This window comes from Psychromonas aquimarina ATCC BAA-1526, assembly GCF_000428725.1.
In the GTDB taxonomy this organism is placed as follows: domain Bacteria; phylum Pseudomonadota; class Gammaproteobacteria; order Enterobacterales; family Psychromonadaceae; genus Psychromonas; species Psychromonas aquimarina.
In genome coordinates this window covers 118,319-131,671 of sequence record NZ_AUAM01000009.1, presented here as the reverse complement: position 1 = coordinate 131,671, position 13,353 = coordinate 118,319, and the positions used below count along the sequence as shown (strand labels likewise).

General features: G+C 43.8%; 13 protein-coding genes. 1 reads left to right on the top strand and 12 read right to left on the bottom strand.

What is annotated here, in order from left to right; all coding sequences use genetic code 11:
* Positions 1-38: 38 nt before the first annotated feature.
* From G337_RS0102620 to flhA, 12 genes are all read right to left on the bottom strand, one after another.
* Entirely contained in the window at positions 39-740 is a 702-nt protein-coding gene (locus tag G337_RS0102620; protein WP_028862496.1) for a chemotaxis protein CheW, read from the bottom strand.
* Positions 741-1,514, bottom strand: coding sequence for a ParA family protein (locus G337_RS0102615; RefSeq protein WP_028862495.1), 774 nt, complete (start codon positions 1,512-1,514; stop codon positions 741-743).
* Positions 1,515-1,516: 2 nt separating this feature from the next.
* The gene (locus tag G337_RS0102610; RefSeq protein WP_028862494.1) at positions 1,517-2,443 is read right to left on the bottom strand and encodes a flagellar motor protein MotB; all 927 of its coding nucleotides are present in this window, start codon (positions 2,441-2,443) and stop codon (positions 1,517-1,519) included.
* Positions 2,443-3,195, bottom strand: coding sequence for a flagellar motor protein (locus tag G337_RS0102605; RefSeq protein ID WP_028862493.1), 753 nt, complete (start codon positions 3,193-3,195; stop codon positions 2,443-2,445). Before G337_RS0102605 ends, G337_RS0102610 begins: the two co-directional genes overlap by 1 nt.
* Positions 3,188-4,378 (bottom strand): protein-glutamate methylesterase/protein-glutamine glutaminase, encoded by a 1,191-nt coding sequence (locus G337_RS0102600; protein ID WP_028862492.1) that lies wholly within the window; start codon positions 4,376-4,378, stop codon positions 3,188-3,190. The genes G337_RS0102605 and G337_RS0102600 overlap by 8 nt, the downstream gene beginning before the upstream one ends.
* 17 nt (positions 4,379-4,395) lie before the next feature.
* Positions 4,396-6,690, bottom strand: coding sequence for a chemotaxis protein CheA (locus G337_RS0102595; protein WP_028862491.1), 2,295 nt, complete (start codon positions 6,688-6,690; stop codon positions 4,396-4,398).
* A gap of 11 nt (positions 6,691-6,701) precedes the next feature.
* Positions 6,702-7,460: a protein phosphatase CheZ gene (locus G337_RS0102590; RefSeq protein WP_028862490.1), complete on the bottom strand. Its 759-nt coding sequence runs from the start codon at positions 7,458-7,460 to the stop codon at positions 6,702-6,704.
* A 12-nt stretch (positions 7,461-7,472) separates the two neighbouring features.
* Positions 7,473-7,856, bottom strand: coding sequence for a chemotaxis response regulator CheY (gene cheY / locus G337_RS0102585; protein WP_026339155.1), 384 nt, complete (start codon positions 7,854-7,856; stop codon positions 7,473-7,475).
* Positions 7,857-8,013: 157 nt separating this feature from the next.
* Positions 8,014-8,718, bottom strand: a complete 705-nt coding sequence (locus G337_RS0102580) for an RNA polymerase sigma factor FliA (RefSeq protein ID WP_028862489.1) — start codon at positions 8,716-8,718, stop codon at positions 8,014-8,016.
* Positions 8,719-9,588 carry a MinD/ParA family protein gene (locus tag G337_RS25425; protein ID WP_157619179.1) on the bottom strand — a complete coding sequence of 290 codons (870 nt, stop codon included), beginning with the start codon at positions 9,586-9,588 and terminating at the stop codon, positions 8,719-8,721.
* Positions 9,589-9,634: 46 nt separating this feature from the next.
* The gene (flhF, locus tag G337_RS0102570) at positions 9,635-11,098 is read right to left on the bottom strand and encodes a flagellar biosynthesis GTPase FlhF (protein WP_028862488.1); all 1,464 of its coding nucleotides are present in this window, start codon (positions 11,096-11,098) and stop codon (positions 9,635-9,637) included.
* Positions 11,099-11,111: 13 nt separating this feature from the next.
* Positions 11,112-13,166 carry a flagellar biosynthesis protein FlhA gene (flhA, locus tag G337_RS0102565; protein ID WP_245597620.1) on the bottom strand — a complete coding sequence of 685 codons (2,055 nt, stop codon included), beginning with the start codon at positions 13,164-13,166 and terminating at the stop codon, positions 11,112-11,114.
* Between flhA and G337_RS29145 the strand changes: the two genes are divergently transcribed.
* Complete coding sequence (locus G337_RS29145; RefSeq protein ID WP_245597617.1) at positions 13,102-13,272, top strand: hypothetical protein; 171 nt, start codon at positions 13,102-13,104, stop codon at positions 13,270-13,272. The genes flhA and G337_RS29145 overlap by 65 nt on opposite strands.
* The last annotated feature ends 81 nt before the right edge of the window (positions 13,273-13,353 follow it).

Genomic DNA, 13,353 nt, shown 5'->3' with positions numbered 1-13,353 from the left:
GAGTTTATATTAGTTGTTAATCAAAATTTTTCCAGTGCTTAATGTCCGTGAATATTCATTCCGCTATTCAACAGCTTAACTAATTCATCAGCATGGATCAAAGCGCACATTTTTTCTTTAACCATACCGGCCAGCCATGGCCTTTTCCCTTCTACTGTCCGCCATTTTACCTGCGAACTGTTTAGTGTTTCTGTGCCTAATAATTTCTCACAGGACAGACCCCAGTCAGTTGAGCCGAGTAAAATATAATGGCTGTAATTTAATGTTTCCGCAGAAGCACCGGTGTTTATCCATTTTGCAGTATCAACGATATTAAATAACGACTTATTATGAGTCATTACCCCTGAAAACCAGTCCGGCTTGCCTAATAAAAAATTGAGTGAAGAATCCAGATGATGAATTCCTCCTAAATCAGTTAAAGGAACTGCAAAGGTTAACCCTGCCAGTTCGAAAAACAACACCTGAAACTCATTTTCAACTTCTAAGTTCTTCCATTGAGCCGACTGAACGGGACTTGTTTCAACAGCTTCAGACAACTGCTGTGCATTTAAAGTTTCTACTTCTTTCTCACTTTCCGAAAAAACCAGTGTTTCCGGCAAAACAGGTACAGCAGAACGTAAGCTCTCTAACTGCTCATGAACATCATCCGTTAGTGTTTTAGACATCACTTTCTGCGGCGTTTCCTCACGCAGCATAGACGCAAAGTAATTTTCCATTGCCTCATCATTATTATTTTTCATTTAGTACTGCTCTGCTTGTAACAAATAATTAAGTAAAGTTTCGTATGCAAAAACACCTCGACAATTACGCGAATAAAAAGAAACGGGTAAATTCTCCAGGCTTGCATCTCTAAATTTAGTATCCACAGGAATGACACCACTCCAGACTTTATCTGAGTACCTGTTTTTTAGTGCCTCTAAAGTATTTAGTGATGCACGCGTTCTTTTGTCATACATGGTTGGAATAATACAGTAATCAAAATCAGAATCTCGAGAGTGCTGCATAATTTCGAGCGTTTTGATCATACGCTCTAATCCTTTTGATGCTAAAAACTCCGTCTGCACCGGCACCAGTATTTTATCACAGGCAGCTAAAGCATTAACCATCATCACACCAAGCACAGGCGGACAGTCAATAAGAACAAAATCAAAGTCGTCTTCCACTAATTTTAGCTGTTTATCTAAAAACAGCCCCATGCCCTCTTTATCGCCTAATACCCGATCCAGGGTAGCTAAAGCCATAGAGGCTGGAATTAATGAAATGTTGTTCATCTCTGTCGGTAAAATAACCTGATCTAACTCAGATTTTTTCTCCGCAGGCTCCTGGAAAAGATCATATAAACTGACAGGGAGCTGATCCGAGTCGTACTGCAGATAACTGGTTAAAGAAGCATGCGGATCCGTATCAATGAGTAAAACTCGAAAACCACGTTCAACCAGCAGCCCTGCTAATGAAACCACAGTTGTTGTTTTACCCACGCCCCCTTTTTGATTTGCTACAGTCCAAACTAACAACTTTATTCCTGCCTTGTAGTAATTATTAAGCGATTATCCGGTAAATAAATTTCCTGCATCTCTTCGCTGTCCGGCTTCGGAAGGGCAGGAGGCGTAACCTTATTTTTATTATCATTTTTAGAAATAACAGCAGGTTCAACAAAAGCATATTTAGATACTGCAATCACAACCCGGCGGCTTCTTACGTTATCCACACTGCCGTCTGCAGCGGTTAGCGGATAATATTCACCATAGGCTTCCACTACCATTCTCTGGCCGACAATACCAAGTTCATTTAATGCATGCAGTACACTAAACGCCCGAGCCCCGGAAAGTTCCCAGTTCGAGGCATATATCTCGTTAGATATCGTATCCTGATCGGTATAACCACGGATACGGAGCATATTATCTACCGGCTTTAATACAACGGCTAGTTTACGCGTCAGTTCAGCTGAAGAGGCAAGAAGGCTGTGACTTCCGGAAGCAAACAGTAACTGCCCCCCCATCTCAATAGTTAACCAGTCTCCATCAAGATCTAACTGTACCACCTGATCGTTCAATTCAGATAAGAATAACGCTTCCAGCTCAAGTTTTAATTGACTCAGCTCCCAACCTGCTTTTAACGTATCAACATCTGAAAGTTCATTATTGGCCTGATTAACCATTCCCTCAGATAACATTGCCGGACCGGCATCTTCAATAATACTGTTACTGTTTTCAGTAAGAATACCTTCTCTATCTGAGCTGAAAACAGACTGGCTAAGCAGTTGAGTCGCATTTTGAATGCTGCTAACAACTTCTTTATATTTATCTTCCCTGCTTGCGGAGACGGCAAACAGCACAACAAAAACGGCAAACATTAATGTCATATAATCTGCGTAGGAAACAGTCCAGCGGTGCAGATCGTTACCGCTATGCATCTTCAATCGAGAGCGGGGACGAACACGCATTAAAAAGATGCCCGGTCAATATAGCCGTGTAAACGACGATCCAGAAGCAGACCGTTATCACCGTGTGCAATGGCAATCAGACCGATTAAAGTCATCTCTTTGTAGAGCGCAGTATATTGATAATGAAGTCGAATTTTATTGGCTATCGGCAGATATATAAAGTTGGCAAAACCCACACCATAAATGGTAGCGACAAAAGCCACAGCAATACCCGCACCTAATTTATCGGGCTGATCAAGAAAACTCATGGCCTGAATCAGACCTAATACAGCACCGATAATACCGATTGTCGGACTATATCCTCCCATTGATTCATACAGCTGAGCGCTGCGTTCATGATGTTCACTGTCTAAATCAATATCCTGCTGCAGGATATCCTGCAAAGCCAGCTGATCACAGCCGTCAACCAGCATTGCCAGACCTTTTCGGGTAAAAGGATCAAGGTTTTCATCACTTTCATTTTCTAAACTTAGCAGACCGTGCTGACGTGATTTATAGGACCAGTTTTGGATTTTTTTTGACTGCTCGGCGAGGGAATGGGAAGGTCTGTAAAAGACTTTAGGAAGCAGCTTTAATGCATGGATAAGCTGCTTACTTGAGGTTTGGATCAGTACTGCTCCTAATGTCCCGCCAAATACAATTAAAAAAGCAGGTAAATCAAACAGACCTTTTATTGACGAGCCATGATAAACTTGTGCAAATAACAAACTTGAAATAATGATAAAAAAGCCTAAAAAACCAAGCTTATTCATGCTTCAGCTCTACCTTGATTCGTTTTGCCACCAGCTCCAATGGTAAAGACTCCGTCGCAATTCCAGCTTTCGCTACCGCTTGAGGCATACCGTAAACAACACAGCTTGCTTCATCCTGAGCCCAGATTTCCGATCCTCTCTCTTTCAGCATACGAGCACCGTCCCGGCCGTCAGCTCCCATACCGGTCAATACAACCGCAAGTACCTTGTTACTGTATAGTTTCGATAATGAAGCAAAAGTAATATCAACACTGGGTTTGTAGTTTAACTTTTCACTGCCTTCATGAATTTTTATTTTGGCCTGTCCCGCGCGGCCGTCAAGCAGCATCTGTTTACCGCCGGGCGCTAAATACGCGCAGCCGGGTTTTAAAACATCGCCGTCAGCAGCTTCTTTTACACTGATCTGACATATCCCGTTGAGGCGATCGGCAAAAGCTTTAGTAAAGGTTCCCGGCATATGCTGAATCAAGACTATCGGCAGTTTAAAGTTACGCGGAAGCTCTGACAAAATGGTCTGTAATGCAACAGGGCCTCCTGTTGATGTACCGATGGCTAAAATATCATAGGATTTGCCGGATGCCTTAAAATGTTTTTTAGGCACTGGCGTACCAGCTGCTGCTTTAGCTGCGGGAGTTGTACTAATCGAAGCAGCAGGTCTTGCTGAACGGGTGGTCTCCGTTGACTTTTTTAATGCCGATAATGCCGGACTTGTTCTTAACGGGCTTGAAGCCGGCTTAGCAGTCTCTCTTACTGGTGTTACAGGGCGAACTGGGACTCGCGACACACGGCGGTTGGCGATAGCGATAATCCGCTGCTGCAGTAATGCAATCGCTTCCTCTTTATCTCGTGCGATATCTTCAAATTTTTTCGGTAAAAAGTCTGATGCGCCCGCTTCCAGAGCATCTAAAGTTGCACTTGCTCCCTGATGGGTTAGCGAAGAGAACATCAGAATAGGCAGGGGATTCGCCGCCATGATTTTTTTCACTGCGGTGATGCCGTCCATAACCGGCATTTCAATATCCATAGTGACTACATCAGGCTTGACCTTGGCAACCATGTCCACAGCTTCCTGTCCGTTATTTGCTGTTGCAATAACTTCTAATGAAGGGGATTTGTTGATAATTTCACTTACTCGACGACGAAAAAAACTCGAATCATCAACAACTAATACTTTTATTGCCATTTAAAATCCTATTTATTTTATGCGTAATGTTTTAATAAGCTTGGTAAATCAAGGATAAGAGCAATCCCGCCGTCACTAGTAATGGTAGCCCCGGCCATACCTGGAGTACCTGACAGCAGTTTATCCAGCGCTTTAATAACGACTTCTTCCTGACCAAGCAGTGCATCAACAACAAATGCTATCTGCTGCACACCTAACTGTACAATCACTACATGCCCGACTCCCTGACCTTTTTCAATCGGTTCAGCATGCGGCGCCAGCCAGTCGCGAAGATAAAACAGCGGAATAGCACGATCACGTATAACAATTGTCAGCTGACCATGAACGATATTTGTTTTACATAAATCCAGATGAAAAATCTCATTTACATTAGTTAAAGGTAATGCAAATGTCTGATCCGCAACAACAATCATTAGGGTCGGCAAAATAGCCAAAGTCAGCGGTACTTTTATTTCTAAGCGCGTTCCTTTACCTAATTTTGAATCAATTGAGATGGTACCGTTTAATTTGGTTATTCCGGTTTTAACCACATCCATGCCAACGCCGCGGCCGGAGATATCCGATATTTCAACTTTGGTCGAGAAGCCCGGTGCAAAGATAAGAGAGTAGGCTTCTTTGTCGGACATTCTATCCGCACCATCTTGATCTAAGATACCCTTATCCATTGCGATCTGTTTTAACTTATCAGCATCCATACCGGCGCCGTCATCTTCGATAACCAGCAGTATGTGATCCCCTTCCTGCGAAGCAGATAATAATATTCGCCCTTCTTTCTCTTTACCATTCTGCATACGAATATTCGGCATTTCGATACCATGATCCACTGAGTTTCGTACTAAATGCACAAGCGGATCTGCCAGCGCTTCCACTAAGTTTTTATCTAAATCAGTTTCTTCACCAACTAAATCAAGACGAATATTTTTACCTAAAGTACGCGCTAAATCTCGAACAACACGTGGAAATTTACCAAATACTTTTTTAATCGGCTGCATTCGGGTTTTCATTACCGAGCCCTGCAGATCCCCGGTAACAATATCTAAATTAGCAACAGCACGGGATATTTCTTCATCCTCGGAGGTTGATTCAAGGCTGACCAGACGGTTACGTACCAGTACTAGTTCACCAACCATATTCATTATTTCATCAAGAATACTTGTATCAACCCGTACTGTCGGCTCTACAGCTGCCGGCGGCGCTTTTTTCTGTGCCTGAGCCCTAGGCGCAGGTGCTTTAGGCGCAGCCTCCTGAGGAACAGGAGCTTTAACTTCAGGGGCTGGTGCTTTAATCTCAGGAGCGGCGGCTTTCACCGGAGCGGGCGGTTTTACAGGAGCCTGCGGTTCGGCTGGTGCGGCCTGCACAGATACCGGCGACTTTTCAGTACTTGTCTGCGCGCTGTTTCCTGCGCCGTGTAATTCATCAAGTAATGATTCAAATTCATCATCAGTTATTTCATCACTAGCTGCGGCTGCTTTTACCGGTTCACTGCTTTGTACGGGAACTCCGCCGTGAGCACCTTTACCGTGCAGTTCATCAAGTAAAGACTCAAACTCATCATCATTAATATCAGTACTTGAAGCAGCGCTGTCTGCAGCGGCTGTTTTCTCTACACTTTTCTCAACTTCGTCAGACGAAGCGGGCGGCGCTAAACCATGTTTTCCGACACCGTGCAGCTCATCAAGCAGCGACTCAAACTCGTCTTCAGAAATATCAGCACTTTCAGGAGTGGCTGCCGGTGCCGTTACCGTAGAGCCTGACTGCTGGTGCAGTTCATCTAATAACGCATCAAATTCAGCTTCGTCAATCTCATCAATAGAATTTCCAGCAGGGGAGACTGGCTCAGAAATCACGGCTTCAGGAGCCGGCGTTTCGGGTACAGGTTCAGGAACGGGTTCAGCAGCGGCCTGCGGTACTTCATCTTCCGATGCAGGCTTACTCAAGCGGTGCAGCTGTTCTAAAATATCAGGGGGAGCAGCCGTTACGCTCTCTCCGGCCTGCACAGCTTCAAACTGTTCATTGATAACGTCTAATGCACCTAAAATAGTATCCATCAGTGCGGCATCAACACTGCGGTGATTCTGGCGTAGGCCGTCGAAGACATTCTCGGCACCATGGCAGGTTTCAACCAGCTCGGTCAAAGATAAAAAACCGGCCCCGCCCTTTACTGTATGAAATCCACGGAAAATGGCATTGAGTAATTCAGTATCGTTTGGATTATTTTCCAATTCGACCAGCTGCTCTGATAGTAATTCTAAAATTTCTCCAGCTTCTATCAGAAAGTCCTGGAGGATCTCTTCATCTACTTCGAATGTCATTTTCCGTTTCCTTAAAATCCTAAACTAGAGAGCAAATCATCAACATCATCTTGTCCATTTACAACATCATCCCGCTCTTCTGCGTTTATGATGGGCCCTTCAGCTTTAATATCTTTATTCGTACTATCTGCAGCTGTTTCATCGCCGGAATACTTATCTCCGGGGTGACATACAGTCAAGATCACGACTAATTTTGATTCAATTTCCTGCACCAATTCGATTACCCGTCGAATCATCTGCCCGGTTAAATCCTGAAAATCCTGTGCCATTAGAATATCAGTAAGAGAAGTTCTTAAATTTAATGCACTGGCTGTTGACTCTTTAATCATCGCATCAATCTGATGACACAGGATCTTAAACTCGCCTAATGCTAAATCTCGGCTCATAAGTCCCTGCCAGCTTGGGGTTACAGCCTCAAGATCTTCAATAAGTTTATCGGCAATAGGCAGGCAGGTGTCAACTGCATCCATGGTTTTATTGGCCGCATTATCAGTCATCTCGATAACATAATTTAAACGCTCTCTAGCATCAGGAATATCCTGGCCAGCCATATCCACTAAGCGAGTATCGTTTTGAAAGCTCACTAATGCGTCATGCAGTTCTCGAGTTAATTCACCAACCTTGTAAAAAACAACGCTATCTTCTTCTGATGCTGGTTTACTTACACTCTCAACAATTTCATTTGCGGCGTTTATCTCATCAGCTTCTAAATGAGCGACTAGTGCTTTTGCTTGAGAGAGTGACAGTAACGGCGTTAATTCATGTGCCATACCCATCCCCTTTTAACCTAATCGTTCAAAAACCTTATCCAGTTTTTCTTTTAACGTACCGGCGGTAAAAGGTTTAACAATATAACCGTTTACGCCGGCCTGAGCAGCTTCAATAATCTGCTCTCTTTTTGCTTCAGCTGTTACCATTAAAACAGGTAAATGCTTTAATTTAGGGTCTTTGCGGATCTCCTTGAGAAGATCAATTCCCTGCATAATCGGCATATTCCAATCTGTTACAACGAATTCAAAATCCCCTTCTTTCAGCATCGGCAAAGCGGTGTTGCCGTCATCAGCTTCAAAAGTGTTTGTAAAACCAAGATCTCGTAATAAATTCTTGATTATTCTTCTCATTGTTGAAAAATCATCAACAATTAGTACCTTCATATTTCTGTCCAAAACATTCCCCTAAGTAAAAATTTATCTCTTTAATTTACTTACTTAAAACAAATCATAAGTAAATATTTAAAAAATATACAATAATAAACCACGATTTGCCGCCTTCTTAGCTCAACTGTGACTCATATCTTGTCAAATTATCAATATTGTTTATATTCTAGGCAGCATGTGCTTTAGCTTTCAAGCGATGCAGTGCCTGACTGTGAATTTGACTTACTCTCGATTCGCTTACATCAAGTATTAAACCAATCTCTTTTAAATTCAATTCTTCATCGTAATATAATGACAGCACTAAGGCTTCCCGCTCAGGCAGCAGTTTTATCATAGACACAAGCTTGTTTGAAAATTCATTTTCACTTACTTCATGAAAAACGGCATCATGACTGACCGGCTCACCTGATAAGCCGTCTTCAGCACCGGTAAGATCCTCATATGCGACAAGCTTTGCACAGTTCACATCACGCAGCATCTGCTGGTATTCAGGTAACGTGACATCAAGCTGCCTGGCAATCTCAACTTCTTTAGCATCACAACCGCTGCGCTTTTCAACCTCTGCGATTGCACCGGCAATATTGCGGCTGTTTTTATGCACTGAACGAGGCACCCAGTCACCTCTGCGCATTTCATCTAACATCGCACCGCGAATACGAATGCCGGCAAAGGTTTCAAAACTTGCACCTTTAGTGCTGTCAAAGTTTCGCGCAGCCTCCAACAGCCCTATCATACCGGACTGCACCAAGTCATCAATCAGCACGCTCGCCGGTAACCTAGCCATTAAATGATAGGCTATTTTTTGAACTAATTCAGAGTGTTTCTCAATTAGATCAGAAGTATTATTGTAATAGCCCTGCGCTTTTATCACTTATGAAAACTCACTCATTGCATCAATATCATTAAGAAGCAGCTTCTCAATGAAAAATTCAAGATGCCCGCCCGGCTGATGCGGTATCGGCCAGTCACAGGCACGATTCGCCAGCGCTTTAAATGCCAGAGATGCCGGTGTTTTTGGAAAGGCCTGTACAACAACTTTCTGCTTTCGTACAGACTGACGAACATTACCGTCAAAGGGAATGCAGGCAACCAGCTCTAAAGAAGCGTCTAAAAAACGATCTGTCACACGGGTAAGTTTAGTAAATAAATCTTGTCCTTCACGTAAACTACGCACCATATTGGCAACAATTTTAAAGCGGTAGACACCGTTCTGCTTGCTTAATATTTTGATCAGCGCGTAAGCATCGGTAATAGAGGTCGGTTCATCGCATACTACCATTAATACATCCTGAGCTGCCTGAGCAAAGCTGACCACCATATTTGAAATACCGGCAGCTGTATCTATCAGAAGCATATCAATCGGCGTCTGCAGTGAACTGAAAGCCTGGATCAGGCCGGCGTGTTCAATATCGCTCAACTCAACCATAGACTGAGTCCCCGATGTCGCAGGGATGATCATCACGCCGTCAGGACCGGTAACAATTACCTCGTCCAGGGTACATTCACCAGACAAAACATGAGAAAGATTTTTAGTGACACGAATGCCTAATAAAACATCCACATTAGCCAGACCTAAATCGGCATCAAGCACTAACACCCGTTTACCTCTCTGCGCGAGTGAAACGGCCATATTCAAAGTCACATTTGTTTTTCCCACACCGCCTTTACCGCCGGTAACGGCAATTACTTTCACTTGATTATTTTTCATTCTTCTTAAGCCGCTTGCTTGATCTGAAATCATTATATTACTCATTATATAAAATTGTTAATTCACCGTGAGAAAAAGCTTATTCGCCGTCAAAGCCGCTATGCCACTGGTGCTGTTCTTGTTCAAAAATATTATTCATCATATCTAATGTGCCGCCGATTAAATTTTCAGTTTTGGCAATTTCAATATCTTCAGGCACCCGCTGCCCGGTTGTTACATAACAAATCGGCAGCGCATGCTGCATAGTGACGCTCAGCACTTCACCTAAGCCGATACTTTCATCAACTTTAGTTAAGATGCAGCCGGACAGTGCAATACGTTTAAAGTGAGCAATCGCCTCTTCAACAACTCTGCGCTGCGATGTTGACGAAATCACTAAATAACTTTGAATATTAACACGGCTGTTACGCATTAACGTCTCTAACTGCTCTGACAGCCTGACATCCCGCTGTCCCATACCGGCAGTATCAATCAGCACTAGACGCTTTTCTCTAAACTGGTAAAGAATTTCTGAAAGCTCATCCGCATCTTTTGCAACACGCACTGAACAGCCCATAATTTTACCATAGGTGGCCAGCTGTTCATGCGCGCCTATCCGGTAAGTATCTGTTGTAATTAATGCGACCTGATCAGCACCGTATTTCATCCCGAACTGTGCTGCAAGTTTAGCAATTGTAGTGGTTTTCCCAACCCCTGTAGGCCCCAGCAGTGCGATAGCCCCGCCTTTAGCTAAAATTTCATTGCTGCCGATATAAATTTTATCTTGTAATAAGGCCTGTATATACTGCTGAACTTCAGTGGCAGAAGCATCTTCCGGAATATAACTTGCAAGCTGATCCGCGACATCATCTGAAAATCCAGCTTTACTCAGCCACTTAATGACCATGGCTCGAATCGGCTCTTTACGCTCCATCTCCTGCCACATCAGTCCCGACACCTGGTGTTCTAAAAGCTTACGTAAAGAAGCCACCTCGGCACCGATTTTAGCGATTTCTTTATTATCATTGCTGCGGCCGACGGGAGCACTGCGCCGTGAAGGAGCATTATTTTGTTTTACCTCGTTCCGGGCAGCCCAGTTCTGCTGCTCAGCAAGCGTTTTTGGTTGATTTAGTCCCGAAGCACCTTTCGTCTCGGGGACTGAAAATGCAGGCAGATCGGATCTACCTGCTTTTTTCTGCACTTTATTTTTAGCCTGCTGCGCATTTACTTTACCAAAAAATGAATTCAGTGATTTAGCAAAATCTTCACCGCTGTCCTTAGCACCATTACGCGTACTTTTCTGCAGTTTAAGAGGTGTTTTAGGTTTTTGATTTCCCTGCGAAGATAACTGCACATTATCATCCTGCAAAGCGCCGAACAGCTCGTCTTTTGCTTGATTTTTTTCTGCTGATGCCTGCTCCGCCTGGTAGTCAACAGCAGCTACAATTTCGATACCGCCGACCACTTTTTTATTCGACATTATAACCGCGTCAGGTCCTAACACCTCTTTCACTTCGGTCATTGCTGTACGCATATCTTTTGCAAAAAAACGTTTAATTTTCATTTGTTACAACCAGTTACTGCCCAATAGAGCTAATTATTTTTATCTGTTTATCATCAGGAATTTCCTGATAAGAAAGTACATGCAGACTCGGAATTGTATGTTTAACAAATTTAGCTAACGTACCGCGCAATACGCCAGAGGTTAATAATACAGCGGCCTGTCCCAATAATTCCTGCTGCTGCGACGCTTCAACCAGTGAGTTTTGAATTCTTTCAGCAAGCCCGGGTTCAATGCCCGCACCATCACTTCCACCTGCCTGCATCGACTGATGCAATATTTGTTCCAGTTCATTGGAAAGAGTGATAACCGGCAGTTCCGGCTCATTACCTATAATTTCCTGAACTATCATACGTTTTAATGAAATACGACAGGCTGCAGTTAATACCTCGGCATCCTGGCTGCGCGGCCCGTAATCAACTAAGGTCTGCACAATCGAGCGAATATCCCTTACGGCTACATTTTCATTTAATAAACTCTGCAGTACTTTTACAACAGTACTCAGCGAAAGAATCTCCGGTACTAAACCTTCAACGAGTTTAGGGTGCTTCTTAGCTAATAAATCCAGTAAATTCTGCGCCTCTTCATGCCCTAATAACTGCGCTGCATGGTTACTTAAAATCTGACTCAGATGTGTTGCCACAACCGTTGCAGTATCCACAACAGTATAACCTAATGCCTGGGCCTGCTCACGCTGTACTTCTTCTATCCACACAGCTTCAAGACCAAAAGCCGGATCTATTCCAGCAACGCCGTCAATAGGACCGAAAACCTGCCCGGGATTAATGGCCATCTCTTTATCATGATAAATATCAGCAAATCCGCAGCTCACGCCCATCAGGGAAATATTATAATTATTGGGTGCTAAATCCAGGTTATCGCGAATATGCACAGGCGGGATCAAAAAGCCCATCTCCTGAGAGAGTTTTTTGCGCACCCCTTTAATACGGGCTAATAGTTCTCCGCCCTGACTTTTATCAACCAGAGGGATTAAACGATAACCCACTTCTAATCCGATTGTATCAACACTGCGCACATCATCCCAGCCGAGTTCTTTAACCTCAGCCTGCTCACCCGCAGCTGCAACAGCAGTTTCCTGCGCCAGCTCATCGGAAGATGCCTGTTTTTTGACTCGATTAAGCTGCCAGTATGCACCGCCGGCAGCTATCCCGCCTAGAGTTAAAAAGGCCAGGTGGGGCATGCCGGGAACGATTCCCATCACCAGTAAAATTCCTGCAGTGATCATTAAAGCCTTAGGATCGTCAAACATTTGACCTATCATACGTCCGCCCATATCGGCTTCTGTATTTTCCCGGGTCACGGTAATAGCGGCTGCAATCGACAGTAGCAGCGAGGGTATCTGCGCAACTAAACCGTCACCAATGGTTAAAATAGTGTAAATTTCAGCAGCCCGTGCAAAGGGCAGATCAAACTGCGCCATGCCGATAATAAAACCGCCGATAATATTAATAAACAGGATCATAATGCCCGCAATAGCATCACCTTTTACAAATTTACTGGCACCGTCCATGGAACCGTAAAAATCGGCCTCCATGGTCACTTCTTCACGGCGTTTACGGGCCTGATCCTGATCGATTAAACCAGCATTCAGATCGGCATCAATCGCCATCTGCTTGCCCGGCATTGCATCTAGAGTAAAGCGGGCACTAACTTCGGATATTCGCCCGGCACCTTTAGTGACAACCACAAAGTTAATAATCATTAAAATAAGAAATACAATTAAACCAACGGCCAGGTTACCGCCGATAACCACCGAGCCGAATGCTTCAATTACATGCCCGGCAGCAGCCCCGCCCTGATGCCCTTCTAACAAAACAATACGGGTAGAGGCAACATTAAGCGCTAAACGCAGCAGGGTTGCGATTAATAATACGGTTGGAAAGGCGGCAAAATCCAGCGGCTTTTTGGTATAGATAGAGACAAGCAGAACAATCAGAGCCAGGGCAATATTGAATGTGAATAACATATCCAGAAGCAGAGTCGGCATGGGTAAAATAACCATACCCAAAGCAGCTAAAACCAGAATAGGCGTACCAAGCCCGCCTGCTATTTTAGCTTTATTTGCCCATATTGAAGTGAGTACCGTTTTAATGTTAATTCCCTATAATTTTCAAATGTTCCCCATGACAGCAGATAATGCCACAAAAAATGCATAGTACCTATTTTACGCAGCAGCCATATTGGAAGTTATATTATGCAACAGCCGTACCGGAGGTGTACGCATTTAATGACAATAA